Origin of the sequence: Pseudozobellia sp. WGM2 (assembly GCF_017810075.1) — a bacterium.
Lineage (GTDB): Bacteria > Bacteroidota > Bacteroidia > Flavobacteriales > Flavobacteriaceae > JADNYK01.
This window is the reverse complement of sequence record NZ_JADNYK010000003.1, coordinates 614,511-634,784: the sequence shown is the minus strand read 5'-3', so window position 1 is coordinate 634,784 and position 20,274 is coordinate 614,511. Positions and strand designations below refer to the sequence as shown.

General features: G+C 40.5%; 12 protein-coding genes. 8 read left to right on the top strand and 4 right to left on the bottom strand.

All coding sequences use genetic code 11. The features are described from left to right. The first annotated feature begins 27 nt into the window (after window positions 1–27). The 7 genes from IV512_RS09575 (at window position 28) to IV512_RS09545 (ending at window position 12,032) form a co-directional block, all read left to right on the top strand. Entirely contained in the window at window positions 28–996 is a 969-nt protein-coding gene (locus tag IV512_RS09575) for an ABC transporter permease (RefSeq protein ID WP_209402743.1), read from the top strand. A gap of 40 nt (window positions 997–1,036) precedes the next feature. Next, on the top strand, window positions 1,037–2,533 hold the full coding sequence (locus IV512_RS09570; RefSeq protein WP_209402741.1) for a glycerol kinase GlpK: 1,497 nt from the start codon (window positions 1,037–1,039) through the stop codon (window positions 2,531–2,533). Window positions 2,534–2,857: 324 nt separating this feature from the next. Beyond that, window positions 2,858–5,923, top strand: a complete 3,066-nt coding sequence (locus tag IV512_RS09565) for a TonB-dependent receptor (RefSeq protein ID WP_209402739.1) — start codon at window positions 2,858–2,860, stop codon at window positions 5,921–5,923. 26 nt (window positions 5,924–5,949) lie between these two features. Then, window positions 5,950–7,734 (top strand): RagB/SusD family nutrient uptake outer membrane protein, encoded by a 1,785-nt coding sequence (locus IV512_RS09560; protein WP_209402737.1) that lies wholly within the window; start codon window positions 5,950–5,952, stop codon window positions 7,732–7,734. A gap of 203 nt (window positions 7,735–7,937) precedes the next feature. Then, window positions 7,938–9,137, top strand: coding sequence for a Gfo/Idh/MocA family protein (locus IV512_RS09555; protein ID WP_209402735.1), 1,200 nt, complete (start codon window positions 7,938–7,940; stop codon window positions 9,135–9,137). A 21-nt stretch (window positions 9,138–9,158) separates the two neighbouring features. After that, entirely contained in the window at window positions 9,159–9,737 is a 579-nt protein-coding gene (locus tag IV512_RS09550) for a cupin domain-containing protein (protein ID WP_209402733.1), read from the top strand. Between the two features lie 72 nt (window positions 9,738–9,809). Next, the gene (locus tag IV512_RS09545) at window positions 9,810–12,032 is read left to right on the top strand and encodes a carbohydrate binding family 9 domain-containing protein (RefSeq protein ID WP_209402731.1); all 2,223 of its coding nucleotides are present in this window, start codon (window positions 9,810–9,812) and stop codon (window positions 12,030–12,032) included. Between the two features lie 17 nt (window positions 12,033–12,049). Here IV512_RS09545 and IV512_RS09540 read toward each other — a convergent pair whose 3' ends face one another. Next, window positions 12,050–13,486, bottom strand: a complete 1,437-nt coding sequence (locus IV512_RS09540; RefSeq protein WP_209402729.1) for a glycoside hydrolase family 28 protein — start codon at window positions 13,484–13,486, stop codon at window positions 12,050–12,052. Window positions 13,487–13,733: 247 nt separating this feature from the next. Between IV512_RS09540 and IV512_RS09535 the strand changes: the two genes are divergently transcribed. Next, window positions 13,734–14,504, top strand: coding sequence for a cupin domain-containing protein (locus IV512_RS09535; RefSeq protein ID WP_209402727.1), 771 nt, complete (start codon window positions 13,734–13,736; stop codon window positions 14,502–14,504). Window positions 14,505–14,512: 8 nt separating this feature from the next. Here the strand turns inward: IV512_RS09535 and IV512_RS09530 are convergent, their stop codons facing one another. The 3 genes from IV512_RS09530 to IV512_RS09520 are packed head-to-tail and all read right to left on the bottom strand — an operon-like array spanning window position 14,513 to window position 20,226. Beyond that, window positions 14,513–16,447 carry a sialate O-acetylesterase gene (locus IV512_RS09530; RefSeq protein WP_209402725.1) on the bottom strand — a complete coding sequence of 645 codons (1,935 nt, stop codon included), beginning with the start codon at window positions 16,445–16,447 and terminating at the stop codon, window positions 14,513–14,515. A gap of 29 nt (window positions 16,448–16,476) precedes the next feature. After that, window positions 16,477–18,024, bottom strand: a complete 1,548-nt coding sequence (locus IV512_RS09525) for an alpha-N-arabinofuranosidase (protein ID WP_245224714.1) — start codon at window positions 18,022–18,024, stop codon at window positions 16,477–16,479. Window positions 18,025–18,051: 27 nt separating this feature from the next. Continuing rightward, window positions 18,052–20,226, bottom strand: coding sequence for an alpha-glucuronidase family glycosyl hydrolase (locus IV512_RS09520; RefSeq protein WP_209402900.1), 2,175 nt, complete (start codon window positions 20,224–20,226; stop codon window positions 18,052–18,054). Window positions 20,227–20,274: the final 48 nt, after the last annotated feature.

Genomic DNA, 20,274 nt, shown 5'->3' with positions numbered 1-20,274 from the left:
AAAATTCGGTAACGATATAAAACAGAAATGTCAATAAAGAACACGCTTTTAAAGTTTCAGTCTATCATAGCCTTATTGGTTATGTGCATAGTGTTGACCATAATGTCAGACAAGTTTTTGACCCCCGAAAATGGCTGGAATATTATGCGTCAGATATCCGTTAATGTATGCATCTCTGTAGGCATGACCCTGGTGATTTTGACTAGAGGTATCGATTTATCGGTAGGTTCTATTTTGGCTTTTAGTGGGGCAGTAGCAGCGGGCCTTCTCAAATACGGCGTTGAGATACCTTCGTTGAACATTTATATAGGTTTTACGGTTCTCGGTGCACTTCTTGCCGGTCTTTCGGTCGGTGGCGGTCTAGGCCTGTTCAATGGCTGGATGATTACCCGTTTTAAGGTACCTCCTTTCGTAGCCACACTGGCCATGTTGACTATAGCTCGTGGGGCAACCATGTTGTGGACGGGCGGTTTCCCGATTACAGGATTGGGGGAACATTTTGCCTTTATAGGTACAGGTTGGTTTTTGGGCATACCAATGCCTGTGTGGATAACTGCCGTAGTAGTGGCGATAGCCGTTGTTGTAACCAAAAAAACGAAATTCGGTCGTTATGTTTACGCGATTGGCGGTAATGAAAGTGCGGCACGCTTGTCTGGTCTGAATATTTCGAAAATTAAAATTTGGGTTTATGCTTTAGCAGGTATTCTTGCGGCCGTAGGAGGCATAATTCTTACCTCAAGATTAGATTCCGCCCAACCGAACGCAGGCTTTAGTTACGAATTAGATTCTATTGCTGCTGTAGTAATTGGAGGAACTTCCTTATCCGGTGGGCGGGGTTCCATTATGGGTACCGTACAGGGCGCATTGATTATCGGGGTTTTGAATAGCGGTCTGGTATTATTGAACGTATCCCCTTTTTGGCAACAAATCATCAAAGGTTTTGTCATACTTATAGCCGTAATATTAGATCGGGTCAATCACCCAAACGAAGAGTAGATCAGCAGCCCTAAGAATTATTAGCACCAAAAATAACCTAATGTCCATACCCCTTATTTTAGCGATAGATCAAGGAACAAGCGGAACCAAAGCCATACTGTTCGATACCTCAGGCAAGTTGGTGACCAAAGCTACGGAACCTTTGAAGTCCACTTTCCCCAGCTCGGGTTTCGTGGAGCAGGATCCAGTGGACATTTACAGTTCGGTGATACAAGCTGTGGAAAAATGTTGTGCCATCTATAAAGAAGAAAATAAGGGAGAGCTGCCCCATATTCTCTCATGTGGTATTTCTAATCAAAGGGAAACTTTCGTGGTTTGGAATAAAGAAGGGAAACCCTTGCATAATGCTGTAGTTTGGCAATGTAAACGGTCAGTGGCTATTTGTGAGGAACTTGAAGATTTGGGGCTTGAAAAATTGGTCAATGAGAAAACCGGACTGACCATCGACCCATATTTTTCTGCCACCAAATTAATATGGCTTTATAGAAACAGCTCATTGATAAAATCGGCTATTGATCGTGGTGAAGCTTATTTTGGTACGGTAGATTCATGGTTACTATTTAAATTGACCAATGGCGAAAAGTACTTGACTGACCACACCAATGCCTCCAGAACGTTATTTTATAATATATATGACCAGCAATGGGATGCTGAACTGTTAGAGTGTTATCAATTAACAGGGCTCAACTTACCTGAAGTATTGTCATCTGCAGACCAATATGGGCATTCCGATTTTGATGGGGTCTTAGAACAACCTATTCCGATAACGGGATTGATTGGTGATTCACATGCTGCATTCGTTGGAGAACAATGTTTTGAAACCGGAATGGCCAAAGCGACATTGGGTACGGGATCCTCAATGTTATGGAATGCTGAACAGGTCAATAAAGAAAACAAGAGTGGAGTGTTGACCACAATCGGCTATAGTGTCGACGGTAGGGTTAATTACGCCTTTGAGGGCGTTATTGTAAGTTGTGGGTCTACCCTTGAATGGCTCAAAAATCAACTCGGTATTTTTACTTCACATGAAGAGATAGAGACTAGGGCTACTTCGTTGGATGAAAATGAAGGAGTCTATCTTATTCCTGCTTTTAGCGGAATGGGCGCGCCTTATTGGCAGAAAGACTGGAAAGGCTCCATTCATGGCTTGACTTTCGGTACTACAAAGAATCATTTGGTGAGGGCCGCTCTAGAATCTATTGCGTATCAGATTAAAGATGTTATAGTGGCCATAGAAGAAGAGACGGGTCATCAACTGAAAGAGTTGAATGTAGATGGTGGTATCACCGCCAACAAATTTCTTATGCAGTATATGGCCGACTTATTGCAAAAGCCAGTAGTTAATATTGGTATTTCAGATGTTTCCGCTTTGGGGGCCGCCTTGATTTCCGGGCTTGGGGCAAGCATTTTCAACAGCGTAAAAGAACTTCCACAATACGGCAAAGACTTAAATCTGTCTTACCTACCTCAAGAAAACCAGATAGCTAAACTAGCTTATCAACATTGGCAGCTTCTATTAAAATCTAAAAAGAACTGATTCGTCTTACTATCTGAAATTTACATTTTGCGCTTGATTTAAAAAGCGACTGTAAATCTATATATACTGTCGCAAGTAAAATGTGAAAAACACACTTTATTATCTTTTTTTATTAAAAACTTCGTTTTTTTTATTTTACTATTTTTTATTTATTATTTTAGTTTCGTAAATTTTTAAGAGAATAATTGTTGATTACGTAGCTGTACAATTTTTTGGAGTTTGTTTAATTAATTTTTTTAATAAAAAATTGATATAAATAAACTTTTAGCTGGTTCTTGTTCGGTAGTATTATTGATGATTTCTCTCTAGTAATCAACCAACCATATGAAAATTGAAAAATTCAACAGAGAAAGTTTCCTTTTGTTGCTATTGTTCTTGACTAGTTTAACGACAGTAGTTGCTCAAGCTGACCTGAGTGTAAATGGTGTCGTCACCGATGCAGAAACCGGTGAACCACTCCCCGGTGTTTCTATTGTCATAAAGAACACCACTCGGGGAACCACAACAGATTTTGATGGAAACTATGCTATTAATGCCGAAAACAACGGAACGTTGGTATTTAGTTATGTAGGTTTCAAATCTCTTGAAGAGCCTATACAGGGTAGGGCAAATATTAATATCAGCCTTCAACCCGATAATAACTTATTGGATGAAGTCGTGGTGGTAGGGTATGGTACTCAGAAAAAATCAGATGTAACTGGGGCGGTAGCAAGTGCGGATATTGAAACATTTAGAAATCAAGGAAACACAAGTATAGTTCAGTCGCTGCAGGGTACTGTGGCGGGTTTAAATGTCGGGGTCAGTAATGAAGCAGGGGGTGATGTTTCATTCTCGGTTAGAGGACAGAATAACTTCGGAGGCTCGGAAGGTGCCAACACCCCTTTAATAGTAGTAGACGGAATTATATTTAGAGGTTCGTTGCAAGATATTAATCCTGATGATGTACAATCGATAGATGTATTGAAGGATGCAAGTTCTACTGCAATTTACGGTTCGCAAGCAGCAAATGGTGTCATTATAGTTACAACGAAATCAGGTAAAGTTAGTGGAGGCTCAGGTAAGCCAGTGTTTAATTATTCGACCCGATATAGTTTTAAGAAAGACGCTAATCGATTGGAATATGGTTCTAGAGAAGATTATTTAGATCAAAAAAGGGCCTTCAAATGGCCTGAGGCTTATCCTCAAGGTGATAATTACAATCCAGATTACAATCCTGTAGCTGATCTTGATCCTCAAGAAGTTGCAGGTTTTGAAAACGGTACTAATGTAGACTGGCAAGATTTGTTGACAAGAACTGGTTTTGTAAATAATCACAACCTAAGCATTGGTGGTAGTACAGATAATATTACCTATTTCGTATCGGGCTCTTTTTTAGATAATGAAGAGGTAATTAAGGGTGATAATTTCAGTAAAATAACCGGTCGCGTCAATTTAGAACTAAAATTAAATAATTGGTTGAAAATCGGCACCAATTCATTTGTGACTTCAGCCGATTATTCGGGTATAGAATTTAGTAGGTCAGCTTATACCTACTCGCCGTTTGCCGCTGCTTATGATGAGGATGGCAATATTGTTTCAAAAGTAACCGAACGTTTCGGTAATAGCACGTTGCTTACTGAAAACGATCTTGACGATGATAAAAGAACCCATTTGAACACTACAATTTATACCATTATAGATATACCATGGGTAGAGGGGCTGTCATACAGAATGAACTATAATAATAGTACAAGAACAAGAAAACATAATCAATATTTGTTCAAAACTTCAGATCGGGTATCCCAAGGGTCGAAAGATTTATTTTTTAATAAAGATTGGACGATGGATCATATTTTGTCTTACAATAAGATAATCAAAGATGTGCATAACCTTAATCTTACGGCGGTTTATGGTCGTGAAGAACGTTACATAGAATCAACGGAAAGTAGCGGAACCAATTTTAGCAACGAGCTCTTAGGCTTTAATGATTTAAGTTTAGCAAGTACCTTAGATATTCAATCCGGTGCAGAAGAAGAGAGTAGTTTGTATCAAATGGGTAGAATTAACTATAATTATGATGGCAAGTACTATTTCACCGGAACTGTTCGACGTGATGGCTTTTCAGGGTTTGGAAGGGATAATAAATTTGCAATTTTTCCCTCCGTCGCTTTAGGATGGACCCTTTCAAGAGAAAATTTTTTAGTAGAAAGTAATGTAGTTTCTAATTTAAAGCTAAGAGGTTCTTATGGTCAATCGGGCAATAGGGCATTGCCTAGGTACTCAACTTTGGCCAAGGTGGATCAGAATAACGCTTATGTTTTTGGTGATGGGGGCACTACCGTTGGTGGGCAGTTTACTTCGACCATTGCTGCGGCAGGTCTAAAATGGGAGACGACCACAGGTCTTAATATAGGTCTTGATTTCGGTTTGTTCAATAATAGAATAAGCGGAAATATAGAATACTATAATACCGATACTGAAGATATCTTGATCAATATTGATATTCCATCACTGAACGGCTTTTCTACGGCAGCGGCCAATTTGGGCAAAGTCCATAATACGGGATTTGAATTTAATATTAATTCGATAAATGTTCAGACAAGTGATTTTCAGTGGACTTCAGCACTTAATTTCTCGACCAATAGAAACGAAGTGGTTTCAGTGCTAGGAAAAGATGATGACGGAGACGGAATAGAAGACGATTTGCCAAATTCAGGTTTCTTTATTGGAGAGCAGTTAGGGGTTATTTACGATTTGCAAATTGATCCCGATAACCCTATTTATCAATTCGGTGATGCTGATATTTCCGGTATTTACGAACCCGGTTATTATCGAGTAGTTGATCAAAATGGGGGGGGTGTTTCTATAGCTGATGATAGAATAATATTAGGTAATACAGCGCCGGCATATCGTTTCGGCATATCGAACAACTTCAATTATAAAAATTTCAATTTAAGTGTGTTTATCAATTCGATTCAAGGAGGTAAGAACGGGTACCTAGGTAACAACTCGTACTGGAGGGTAGCTCAGTGGGATCCGGCAGGTAGAGGTAAGGTAAATGGATTGCTTCCTGTTATAGTTGATTATTGGACACCGGATAATCCAAACTCGGAATACCCGTCATTACGATATGATAATATCGGTTCTGAATTTGAGGCCAAAGCCTTTAAGGATAGAAGTTTTGTCCGATTGCAAGATGTTTCATTGAGTTATACATTCAATAGTGATTTAATGGATAAAATCGGAATTAAAAACCTGACATTGGTAGCTAGTGGAAAAAACTTGCATACCTGGACAAAATGGAAAGGTATCGATCCGGAAATAACCGATGAAGATGGAAATGCTGTGGGAATTAGTTATGAAAGACCGGTAACTCGAAATTATACACTAGGTCTAAACTTATCATTTTAATTAAGAAATCTTAAAAGAAATAGAATATGAAAATTATTAAAAATACCCTTTTTGCACTTCTATTGACTTTGGTTTTTAGTTGTGATGAAGACAAAATTCTAGAAGAAATTCCCATTGATTTCACTGTAGTAGATAACTCATATATAACTCCCGAAAATTTCGAAGCTTCCGTTGCCCAATTGTATAATCAGGCAAGACGCTATTTTGGTAACAATGATGGCTCTCCTGTAGATATGGATGTGTGGTTTGGTACAGATGCCGGGTGGCATGCAAGAGACTTCACTCAAAACATTTATTCACAATATACCGATTTCGGGCCTGATAATTCAGATGTTGCCCAACGATGGGAAGAAGCGTACAAAATGATTTCCAATGCCAATACGATTATTGGCAGAATCGAAGGGGTAGAGTTCGAAAGTAACGCAGATAGAACTAGGTTGTTGGCCGAAACACGTTTTTTTAGGGCCTGGGCATATAGAACATTGGTCTATTTATACGGTGATGTTCCTTTATTATTAGAAGAAAATCAGGCGGCAAGAAGAGACTTTACTAGAACGCCTAAAGCAGATGTCTTGCAAGCGATTATTGACGATTTCGAAGCGGCCAGAGCTGATTTACCAAATGTAGGTGATGTTGAAGATGGTAGGTTGACCAAAGATGTAGCACGACACTTTCTGGCAGAATTGTATATCGTAACCGGTGACTATCAGAAAGCTATAGATAGCGCCAGTGAAGTAATTGATGGAGGTAATTATGCGTTGATGGAGAATCGTTTTGGATCAAGGGCCAATGAGCCGGGTGATGTCTATTGGGATCTGTTCAGACTTGGTAATCAGAACCGATCTACTGGCAATACTGAAGGTATTTGGTTGTACCAAGTTGAATACGAGACTTTGGGGGGTTATGGTCGTGCCTCTGGCGATGCTAACTTCTGGGAACGTATGATTGGGCCTGAATACAACAGATGGGTTGCCAAAGATGAAAATTTGGGGGTAAGAACATTTATTTATGAATCAACATATCACGGTGGTAGGGGGCAAGCTTTTTTTAGACCATCTACACATGTGACCCATGGAATATGGAATAATGTAGGTACGGACGATTTTGAAAATGATATCAGAAATTCTGATGCAAATATACTGCGTAAGTGGTGGGTAGATAATCCGTTGTCAGTGTACTATAATCAAATAATTGATTTGAGAACTGATAGTAAGCTGGCCTATGAGACATATCTTAATCCGGCAACAATTGAAAATGATTCCAATCGATATATCTACCCGGTATTTTTAAAGTTGGTGCAGATCAATAATCATTTTGATACTGACTTGACCGATGGCAGTTTAACTCCTGAACAAGAGGCCTTGGCAACACAAGAGCATAAAGATTTAATCGATAGCTTTGGAGGTGTTGGTCCAAAAAACAATGGAAATGCCAGAAGATATTTTGCGGATCATTACGCTGTGCGGTTACCGGAGACATTGTTGTTAAGAGCCGAAGCTTATATGAACTTAAATCAGAACGCATTGGCAGCCGATGATATTAATGTAATCAGAAGAAGGGCAAACGCATCCGAGATAAGTGCTTCTGATGTCGATATCGATTTCATTCTTGATGAGCGCTTAAGGGAATTATACTTAGAAGAGCCAAGAAGATTAACATTGAACAGGCTCGGTCTTTTATATGATAGAACCCAAAGATATAATCATTATGCAAGTTCGACAGTTCAAGAGCACAATAACTTATATCCTGTGCCGAACGTTGAAATACAGAATAATACGGAAGCGGAATTATCGCAGAATCCCGGATATTAAAATAGTTTTTGAGTTAGCTTCGGTAGTAAAGGGAATGCGATTTAATCGTTTTCCCTTTCTTTATAGATCATAAAATATGAATTTAAAAGGTTTTCGTTTTTCTTCAATAATTTTCCTTTATTTTTATATTAAATTGATTTTCAGATGGTTCTGAATTTTTTTAATCGCACCAATAGGTTTGTCAAAAACTGAATACTTGTAATATGAGTCACACTACTTTAGGTATAGGCATGGTGGGTTCTAGGTATGGGGCTCGAATGCATTTTGATAATTATCAAAAGCTGCCCTCAGGTTTGGTTGAAATCAGAGGTGTTTGTGCTCGAACTTTAGATAGTGCCCAACGCTATGCCAATGATAACAATATTTCTTTTGCGACCGATGACCTGAATGAGCTGCTTTCTCGGTCCGATATTCATATCATAGATATTTGTACTCCACCGGCATCTCATCATGAAATAGCGATTAAAGCGGCCAAAGCAGGTAAACATATTGTTATGGAAAAGCCCCTTACGGGCTATTTTGGTGAACCAGGAGATAAAGAACCGATCGGCTTACATGTGGCCCGGGCCAAAATGAGAAAGGGCGCCAAACAGAATGCAGAAGCGGTACGAGAGGCCGTGCTCAAGCATAATGTAAAGTTTTGTTACGCCGAAAACTGGGTATATTCTCCTCCGATACTGAAAATGCAAAGCCTCATAGCGGCATCAAAAGGTTCAATTTTAGAATTGCGAGCCGAAGAAAACCACTCTGGCTCTAACTCTTTTTTCTCTAAAGAATGGAAATCTATGGGCGGTGGTGCCCTTTTGCGTATGGGGGCACACTCCGTAGGTGCCTGTTTGTATTTAAAACAATTTGAAGGTTTAAAAAGAATCGGCGAAGGCATTAGACCTGTATCTGTTCTCGCAGACACGGCAGATTTAATTCATACAGAGGCTACCCAGCGTGCTAAAAAGGCCAACGCCCATCGGTGGATAAGTTCAGATCCGGTCGATGTAGAAGATTGGGCCAATGTCATTATTCGATTCGAAGATGGGTCTCGAGCCACGGTATTGGTTAGTGATGTAGGTCTTGGTGGTCTGAATACCCGGGTTACCGCCTTTATGACCGATGGGGTAATTAAGGCGAATATGACATTGAATGATGGTATCGAAACCTATGCGGTAGACCCTGATACATTTGGAGATGAGTATTTCACGGAAAAACTAGAAACCAAGGCGGGTTGGAATCGACCTAGTTGTGATGAAGATTGGTTTAGGGGTTTCGCGCAAGAAATTGAAGATTTTGTGTTCTCTATCAGGGAAGATAGAGAGCCATTAGCAGGTATCGACCTGGCCGTAGATTGCGTGAATGTCATATATGCGGCATACCAATCGGCTGAAGAAGGTCGAGTTGTTAAACTGTAGCAGATAATAAAATACTATTCTATGAACCGCAAGAAATTTCTAACGACTTCAGGTCTGGTGGGGCTGGCCCTATTTCTTCCAAAAAATATACTGGCGATGGATAACGTACCCAAAAAACTCTACTTTAAAGACGACGGTAAAATACCTAACAGTAAATATCCACTGATTCTATATAAAAATGCATTCTCCGAGACCGGAAGAAGTGGTGCTTCGTGGTTGGAAAATAGGTTTTTGGAGAACAACTGGAGTAATTCTTGGCGAAATGGTATCTACTCCTTTCACCATTATCATAGCATATCTCATGAGGTTCTAGGGGTTTATTCGGGTAGTGCATTGGTTCATTTAGGTGGTGAAGACGGCGAGAAGATTAAGATAGAAGCGGGTGATGTTATTATTATTCCTGCCGGTGTAGGCCATAAAAATTTGGGAGGTGAGAACTTGGGTGTCGTCGGGGCCTATCCAGATGGTAGATTATGGGATTTAAACAAAGGCCTGCCGGGTGAAAGACCAAAGGCCGACGAGAATATTGACGGCTTGCCTATACCCGATGCGGATCCTTTATTGGGTACTGAAGATGGATTAATAAAAATCTGGAAATAGAGTATAATAAGAGAACCAAGAACTTGTGCCATGCGTCTATTTTTATTGAACTTGTGTTGTTATCTCGTCTCATTGCAGTTGTTTTCCCAGAATGGCAATCACTTCGAAACCAATATACAACAGCCTCAAATTCATATAAAAAAAAGCGTTGATGACATAGTGATAGATGGAATACTTAACGAGTTAACTTGGCAACGGACCGAAGAGAACGCCAATTTCAGCCAGTACTTTCCAACGGACAGTGTTTTGGCCAAAGGCGATACTGAGGTTTTTTTGAGTTATGATCAAGAAAATCTTTATATCGCAGCCAAATGCTATACGTCAGGCAATAACTTTAGGGTAGAGTCACTCAAACGAGATTTTAAATTTTCCCAAAACGATAATATCAATTTTATTTTCGACACCTATTACGATCAAACAAATGCCTTTCAATTTAGCATGAACCCGGTAGGGGCACAGAAAGAGGCCTTGATATCGATCGGGGGCAAGAACAGTGATGCTTTCGATGGGTCTTGGGACAATAAATGGTATGGAGATTCAAAAATGTACGATGGGTACTGGGTATGTGAATTGGCCATTCCTTTCAGTTCTATTAGATATAAAGAAGGCGCTGAAAAGTGGGGCTTTAATGCTTATAGAAATGATAGTCAGACCAATGAAATATCATGTTTCGTGCGTATTCCCAGGCAATATAATCTGATGAATCTCAATCATACTGCTGAAATTATTTGGAATGAGCCCTTGAACAATGCGGGTAAGAATATTTCACTAATTCCATATATTACCACGGGTATCAATCGAGATTTTGAAAATGTCTCACAGCAAAATTATCAGTACGATTTTAATGTTGGGGGTGATGCCAAAATCGGTATTTCCTCTAGCCTTAATCTAGACTTAACGGTAAATCCTGATTTTTCACAGGTAGAAGTAGACGAACAGGTAAACAACTTGGATCGCTTTGAGATTTCTTTTCCGGAGAAAAGACAATTTTTTTTAGAAAATGCTGATTTGTTCGGCGGATTCGGTTCTGACCGGGCACAACCTTTCTTTTCACGAAAAATAGGTATTTCTAGAAATCCAAGAACGGAAAATAATGTACAGAACACGATTTACGGTGGGGCTAGGTTGAGCGGGAAATTAAATGAGAATTTTAGAATCGGGCTCTTGGCCATGCAGGCCGCATCACAGAAGGAAAATGACTTACCGAGTTATAATTATGCGATTCTTGCGGCTGAACACCAAGTTTTCAGCAGATCTAATATTGGCTTTCTTTTCATTAACAAGCAAAGCTTCAGTCATAAAAATTTTGGTCAGACCTATGATCCCTATGATAGAATTGCAGGGGTAGAATATAGGCTCTACACCGATAATAATTTCTGGACTGGCAAGGCCTCGTATATGCGCTCATTTACGCCTGACGATAAAGAGATGAAATATTTCGGTATGGGCCAACTCGAGTATAATCGCAGGCGATTCAGAACTGAACTTGCTGCCATGGTGGTAGGCGATGGTTATGATGCCGAGGTGGGTTTTGTTCCCCGAAGAGATTTCTTTTTGGTTAGCCCTGAAATGGATATACGATTTTTTCCTAAGACCGATAAAATTGCCCAAATGACCTTGATGAGCGATTTTAGATGGATTTATAAGCTGGGAAAAGACGATAATCCTATCATTGAAGATTTTGATCTTGAAGAAGCGAGTTTAGAGGTAGGTTATGAAATAAGTTTTCAGAACAACCATACCTTTATGCTCAATTTAGAATATGAGAATTTCACCTTGCTCAATGATTTCGATCCGACCCGAATTCAAAATGGCGCTGCTTTTTTTCCAGCAGGTAGTGAACCGGAGAATACTATTGTAACTCTTGAATATGAGTCTGACGCCCGTAAAAAATTCTATTATAAGCTAAGCCCCAGTATGGGCAGGTTTTATGGGGGCAAGCGTCAGGGTATTCAAGGTGAACTTACCTACAGATATCAACCGTATGGTTCAATTGCCTTAAATTACGATTATACGCACATTGATCTGGGGGGCGATTTTAAAACGGCCGACCTTTGGTTAGTGGGCCCAAAACTGGATTTTACATTTAGTAAGAAATTATTTTGGACCACCTTTGTGCAATACAACAATAGACTCGAGAACTTAAATATCAACTCAAGGTTGCAATGGCGCTTTGCCCCGGCATCTGATTTCTTTTTGGTCTATACCGATAATTATATTACCGATCCGATGCGAAATTTTGATAGCAGAAACAGGGCCATCGTGGCCAAGCTCACCTACTGGTTCAACAAATAGTTCGTATTATGAACGTGCTAATATTTTTCGCCGTTAATAGTGGTGTTCTCAAAGTTGATAGGCTCTGAATTCTCTACCAACATAGGGGTTTCGGCTCCTTTGATATGAACGTTTTTGAGCGTTACATTTTGTACAGGCATCTCTTCCCTACCTTGAATTAGCACTCCGTATTTACCGCCATTTTCAACTTCAATATCCTCTAAAAAGATGTTTTTTATAGTGGGGATGTGATTTCCCTCTTGTTTGTCATAAATGCCATAATAGGTGTTGATTTTCAGCACGGCCTCCTTTACTTGCCCCACTTGAATATTTTTTACATATACATTCTCTACAAAACCACCCCTCAATGTATTTGTTTTTATACGTATGGCACGTTCAAGTTCGGGGCTGTCCATTCTACAGTTGCGTACAAAAACATTACGTACCCCTGCCGATATCTCACTACCCATTACCACACCGCCATGGCCATCTTTCATTTCACAGTCTTCTACCACAATATTCTCACTAGGTATATTGACTCTTCTTCCTTCATCATTTCTTCCCGATTTTATAGCGATACAATCATCGCCCGTGTCAAAAACGCAATTTTTAATATGAACGTTTTTAGAGTACTCGGGGTCACAACCGTCATTATTTGGGCCGTGGCTGCTTACGGTCACACCATCTACAGTAATATTTATTGATTTTATAGGATGCATTACCCAAAATGGCGCATCGGTAAAAGTAATGCCCTTTACCAGTATATTTTCGCATTCGAAGGGTTGAAAGAAAGATGGTCGTAGTTGATGGCCTTCTCCAAAAACACGTTCTGAAAAAGGTACGGCATCTTCGTTCATTTTACGTAATCTGGGTAGGTTGTGTTCATCGCGCTGTTGCGGTTCACCTTCTTCGTGTCCGTACCGTTCTGCACCACACCAGGGCCACCAGTTTGTTTTATCTGCCTGTCCGTTGAAAGTGCCCTCGCCGGTGATGGCAATATTTTTTTCTTTATAGGCATAAATCAATGGCGAATAATTCATAAGTTCAACGCCTTCATATGAGGTATGTACCACAGGCAGATAATCAGCTTTGTTCTTTGAGAACAAGACCTCTGCCCCCTCTTCAAGATGAAGGTTTACATTGCTTTTCAGGTGAATTGGCCCGGTAAGAAATTTACCAGACGGCACCAATACTCTGCCTCCTCCTGCTTCACTGCAGGCCTGAATTGCACTTTTAAAAGCTTCTGAATTGTTCGTCTCGCCACCTTCGACAGCTCCGAATTCTAAGATGTCAAAGGTCTTGTCTTGAAAAGTAGGAACTATTATAGATTTAATAATGGAGTCCGCTTGGGCAAAGGGCGAAACAGTCGGTTGTGCTGTCTCAGTTTTTTTCTCTTCCTTACATGCTATCAGTACAAGGCTCAAGATGAATAGAGGAAGAAAAGTTTTAGTAAACGAAGTGATTTTAAATGTCATTTTATGATTTTAAGTAATCGATTGCATAAATTTAAAAAAGAATCGATTCACCACATAATATATTCGTAATTATAAATTGATATCACCAATTTGTTATAGTTGCGTTGCCGCCTCGAAATATTGTGGCATGCCAATTTTAAATCACCACAACTGGTTCTTTTTCATTATATTAGTGTGGTTCATTGAGTTCGCTTACGAACACTGATTTCAATGTTTAATACCTCAACCATACTTTAAAACACTAATGATGAAAACCACAATTTCCAGTTTCATTTTCTTATTTGCCATCTATTCAAATGCACAACTTGAACCTATTGAAGAGGGAATTTACAAATGGAACGATTTTCCGGTCAAAAAAAGTGAACTTAAGGAAGGCCGGAGCATTCTGGAAGGTTCTTCACCACACTTAGAATACATTGAAATGCATGCGACAACTCAAATGCCTGGCGCAACTCCTGGTCCGGCTCATGCCAATAAAGATATTGAAGAATGTATAATTGTAAGAGAAGGTACTATGAAGATTACGATTGAGGGTAAGAGTACAGTTCTCGGTCCGGAGGGAGTAGTTCTTCTTATGCCCCAACAAATGCATCAGATGGAAAACATAGGTGACACCAATCTGACCTATTACGTCATCCGCTATCGGTCAAAAAAGCCCATGAATATCGAAAGAGGTTCCAAAGCCGGAGGGTCATTAATGATTAATGCTGATTCTTTAACATACATGCCAAGTTCTAGAGGTGGAGGGGTGCCCTATTTTGATAGGGAAACAGCCATGTGCGAGCGCTACGAAATGCATGTGACCCAATTGGATAAATTAGGGCCGAGCCACGAACCCCACAAGCATATAGAAACTGAAATAATTTTGATGATGGCCGGGAATACAGAAATGACCATAGCAGGCAAAACCTATCAGGCAGGTCCTGGAGATTTCTATCTGGCCAAATCTGGTTCTATGCACGGTATCAAAAATTTAGGAGAAGGTTCTTGCCGCTATTTTGCCTTTAAGTGGAACTAAATCTTCGACTACTCTTTTCTAAATTCAAAAGGAGAAACCGGGAGGCCATTTTTTGAAAAAAGATTTGCCTTTGCGGGGTTGTTTGACCATGCGTAGCGAATGGCAATGGGTGTTGACACCTTGCTACTCTTTACCACAACATCTTTACCTATGATTTCGGCATTAGCTTTAAAGAAGTTGATGCCATCGGATGATAGTTCAAATGTTCTTAGCGGTCCGTTATTTTTCAATTTGAGTCCTGATTGGTTATTCTCAAATGATACCTGAACTAGATGGTCAGAAAATAAGGCTTTTGTTGGTACGGGGCTTAACCTAGTATCCGATTCATTATAAGCAAGGCTATAGGCGAGTTGAGCCAACCTCTTACCTACATCTTTTTTATTTAGGGGGTGAATGTCGTTCCATTCACCAATATCGGTTATAACGGCCATGCCTGTGTTATTTAATTTTAAAGTGTTAAGTTGTGCCTGTCTCAGTTTCGCCCAATCGCTTTCGACAGGTTCATGGGTCTCTTTCATGTAATTGGCCAGTTGTACATATAGAAACGGAAACTCACCGATTTTCCATTTGTCGCGCCAGTTTTTAATCAATGCAGAAAAAGTTTCATTATAGGTCTCTGGTCGGTCGGTATTTGATTCGCCTTGATACCAAATAGCACCTTTTATCTTGTAATTGAGTAGCGGAGAGATCATCCGGTTGTATAACCCACCCGGTTTCCAGCGGATAAAAGTGGGACCTTCTAGAGGTTGCATCGCCGTACCAAGTTTATATTTCCACCGCCCTTTCAGATCAATAGTGTCTTTGCCCACAGCTATAAAATAAGGTTTATCTGAAATAAAGCCACCTTTGCCTTGTTGACTGATCAAGCGAACGGTGATGGTATTCTTGCCTTCTTGCAAAAGACTATCGTTTACCTCATATTTTCTTGGGGGATATTGATATCCCGTGGTGCCCACAAGGGTGCCATTGACATAAACATAGTCTTGGTCGACCATTCTGCCCAGCCAAAGTTTCGTTTCTTTTCCCAACCAATTTTCAGGAACGTTAATATCTTTTCTAAACCAAACCACTCCATTCACATTCCCCAATTCAGTATCTGACCAAAAACTCGGCATTTGCATTTCTTTCCATTCAGAATCATCAAATTCTTGTGCAAACCATTCGTTACCCTTTACTGACCCTAGGTCTTTTTCGTTTAATTCATTGAACCAGTCTTGTTGTCGTTTTTGGTCTTTCTGTTCTATTTCAGCGATAAGATCGGCATTCTTGAATTTCTGTAATTCGGCATACGCTTCCGGAAATTCTTTAAGGGCGTCTTCGCTCATCCAAGATTCCACAGGCGACCCACCCAGTGCCGCATTGATGAGGCCAACTGGTATTCGATATTTATCATATAAGTCTTTCGCAAAGAAATAGGCAACCCCTGAAAAGTTCAATAAGTTTTGAGAATTTGCCTCGACCCAGCTTCCGGAGTCTAAGTCTTTATGGACAGTATTAAAGTCATATTTATCAGGTACGAGAAATTGCCTGATTTTAGAATTCTTCGAGTTTTTAATATCGTCAGGGTAGTTGTCTCGCAGCCGATGCATGGTCAGCTCCATATTGGATTGGCCCGAACAGAGCCATACCTCACCAAAAAGAATATCATCTACAACAACTTCATTTTTGCCCTTAACAATCATTTTATACGGACCTCCTGCAGCTTGCGGGGGCAACATAAAATGCCAATTACCATCGATGTCCGCTGTGGTAGTGTAATTCTCTTGATTAAAGCTAAGTTCTACAGCCTCGTTGGGTGATGCCCACCCCCATATTTTCAACTCTGTATCTCGTTGGAGAACTGCACCATCACTAATGAGTTTGGGTAGGCGAACTTGGGCATTTGCTGCAAGCAATGTGCAAAGAACGAATATAATAACAGGAAGACGGTAAAATCTATTCATAATATCGACAGTTGGACGTTCTTAAATACTTACTTGATTTTCAACAAAATCACTGATTTGGCGGGAATATCTACGGAAAGTGCTCCCTTTTTACTTCTTATACCCTCGTAAGTCTCAAGTTTTACCTGTTCCTCTTTGCCGAAATCATTAAAGGCGTTCATTTTGTCAGCTGTGATAATCGAAGCTGAAACTTCACCGAACTTTTCAACTCCCTTTAGGTTTATTGCAGTATTTAATTCTTTATGAGGATGCACGTTGGCAACGGTCACATGAACTTGACCATGTGAATTTTTAGAGGCTGAAACTGAGAGTGCCGGTACTTCACCCTGCTCGGTAGTGTAGTTTTCTGCTTTCACTTCAGAAGGTAATTGCATCGCATCTTGATGTACCTTATACATTTTGAATACATAAAAGGTTGGGGTTTTGACCATTTGGCCCTCTTTGGTCAATATCATGGCCTGAAGCACGTTGACAGTCTGTGCAATATTCGCCATTTTTACGCGTCGGGCTTGATTATTGAAAATATTTAGCCCAAGGGCGGCGACCAGAGCATCTCTTAATGAATTTTGCTGGTAAAGAAAACCGGGGTTCGTCCCTTCTTCTACATCGTACCACGTTCCCCATTCGTCTGCAATTAGGGCAATGGTATTATCGGGGTCTTCCTCATCCATAATGGCAATATGGTCTTCGAGATTGGCTTCCATTTTTAGGGTTTGATCCATACTTCTGAACCATTCTTCCTCTACAAAATCAAGAGCAGAACCTTTGACCGACCAGTCATTGGCAATCGTATAATAATGGTATGAAAGCCCGTCAGCGATATCAATAAACCCTGGTACTTCCTTTATTTCTGACATAAAAGTTCGTGTCCACTCCAAATCGTCCCACTCTCCGCCACTGGCAATTTTAAAATCGGCATTGCAATAGGTGCTAAATCTCTTGAAGACATCGGTATAATATTCGGCATCCATACTTCCTCCGCAGCCCCAATTTTCGTTACCGATGCCCCAGAATTTTACGTCCCACGGTTCTTTGCGGCCATTGGCCTTGCGCAATCGGGTGACCTCACTATCCTTATCAGAAGTAACATATTCTATCCATTGAGAGGCATCCTTGACAGTTCCGCTAGCAATATTTACAGCAATGTAGGGTTCGGTATCGAGCATTTCGCACAGCTCTAAAAATTCGTGGGTGCCGAAAGAGTTGTCTTCGGTAACACCTCCCCAGAAAGTATTGACGACCAAAGGTCTTTCTTCCACCGGGCCTATGCCGTCTTTCCATTGGTACTGTTCGGCAAAGCATCCGCCGGGCCAACGAAGTACCGGTATACTCAATTCTCGTAATGCTTCAATGATATCGGTGCGAATACCATTTGTATTGGGAATTTTGGAATCTTTTCCCACAAAAAACCCATCGTAGATACCACGACCTAGATGCTCGGCAAAATGCCCGTAAATATGTTTGCTGATGGTATCTTTAGCTTGATCAACATGAATGGTTATGGTGTTCTCTTGGGCATTGATTTGAATACTGGCGATGAGAATAATAAAGCTGAAAAGCATTCTTAGTTTGTGCATGATCGTTGCTTAAAGTTAAAAAGCTGATTAATTCCACCGAGGGCGTATGCCCGGTGCGAATGGGAATTTTAATGATTTAAAATATTCTAGGGTTTGCGTTGGTTTTTCTACCCCTTCAGGAAGTTCTTTTTTAGAGAAGGTCTGAAAATAGAGTAAGCAGGCATCGCGCCACCATTTGGCTTCTTTAAGTTGAATTTGTAGCAGCATCTGCACTTCTTTATGCTGGGCCTTGTTCACATAGGGTTTCATTGTTTCCCAAGTAGAGACCATTTTTTCGACTTGATTTACACCTTCCTGATATTTTAATGCTATGCCATTCCATAGGGTTTTTCCATTCTTCAATTTATAATCCCAAGGGAGGTGATGAAACCATAATAAGTATTCTTCGGGGCAAGTTTGTGGATCGTTCAATTGACTGCGCAAGGGTTCTGCATATTGTTCGGTGGCATTGCTTCCTGTAGGTGTGCGGTCAAAGCCTATTCCGTTTTCATCGGCGTTATGATAATACACGGGATTCCACTCTGGTCGGCTCAGTTCACTTACCCAAGGCCCTGGGCCATAGTGATGGCCGGTATCGAAAATATGGTGTAGACCAAGAGGGTTCATGTAATTTACGACCGCCTCTCTAGACATAATGAGCAATTCTTTCATCGGTTTAACAAATGCATCGTCATTGGAGAAAGTTAGACGAAGCCATTCTTCGGCAATGTTCTCAGAACTTAAATATGGGTCCCATGCTAAACGACCGAAGCCATACCAGTTACCTTGAGCGATGGGGTGCCCCGTCCAATTAATATCGTTTCCGATGTTCGTTACACCGGCCATACCCGTGATTTTTTGACCTTGCAAAGAGCCATCTATAACTTTGGCTACGGTCGAACCATCACCTTCTTGATACGTGTCTGAATCAAGCACTTCTTCATAAAGCTTTGGTAGAAATACAAGGTGCGTACTGAAACCTAAATACTCTTGTGTAATTTGAAACTCCATCATTAAGGGAGTTTTAGGTGTGGCCCCGAACATGGGGTGAAAGGGTTCTCGCGGCTGAAAATCTATTGCGCCGTTTTTGGTCTGTACAAGAACATTATCCATAAACTTGCCATCATAGGGCACAAATTCTGAATAGGCCTGTTTGGCCCGGTCATCGGCATCATGCTCAGAATAAACAAAAGCTCGCCATATTACATTACCATTGTGAGGTTGTAGGGCTTCGGCAAGCATATTGGCACCATCTACATGGTTTCGTTCATAGTTTTGAGGGCCTGGTTGCCCCTCTGAATTTGCTTTAACCAAAAACCCACCGAAATCGGGAATCAGCTTATAGATTTCATCGGTTTTATCTGCCCACCATACTTTAACTTTCTCGTTTAACGGGTCTGCGGTCTGTAATCCGCCGATTTCAATAGGGGCAGAAAAACGAGCGGTAAGGTAGACCTTGATACCGTAAGGCCGAAAGACATCGGCCAGTGCTTTCACCTTTTCGAGGTACATGGGTGTCAATATTAGTGCATTGGCATTTACGTTGGTCAAAGAAACGGCGTTGATACCAATAGATGCGTTAGCCCTTGCATAATCGATATATCTCTGGTCGATAAATTCGGGAAGTTTATGCCATTTCCATAACGAAAAACCTGCATAGCCCCTTTCAACACTCCGGTCGAGATTATCCCAATGATTGAGCATTCTAATATCTATTTTCGGCGAGTCGACCAAAGCGATATTATCGAGGTTTTTACGCTGCTGCATAAGGGCAAGCAATCTATAAACTCCGTAAAGAATTCCGATATCTTCGTTTGCCGTAATAACGAGGGTGGTTTTCTTTTGACTGAGCACCGATTTAATTATAAAACCCTCATTGCCGATTTGTTCTAAATCTTTAGTAAGTACTTTGTTTAGCGAAGGGTCTAGAAGGTTTTTTGTTCCGATTACCATTGAATGGTTGCTCTCAAATGCCTTAAAGAAAGTAGGAGTTTGGCCCAGCATCTTTTCGGTTGCCGTATGTAGCTCCGATTGGGCGATATTTAAAGTTTTAGAATTTCCGAGAAAGGCTATCGAGGTTGAGATGTCAGAATATTTCTTTGAAATATCGGGCTCTACTATTTTTGAATAAGTTAACCAGAGATCGTATCCCGGTGGTGCTTGAGCGAAAAGAGCGAACACATAAAGAAAACAAAGAACGAATAAGTTATTGCGATTAATCATTTTTAAGTTGAGTTGTATGATGCGAAGACGTGCTAAATTCTCCTTTAA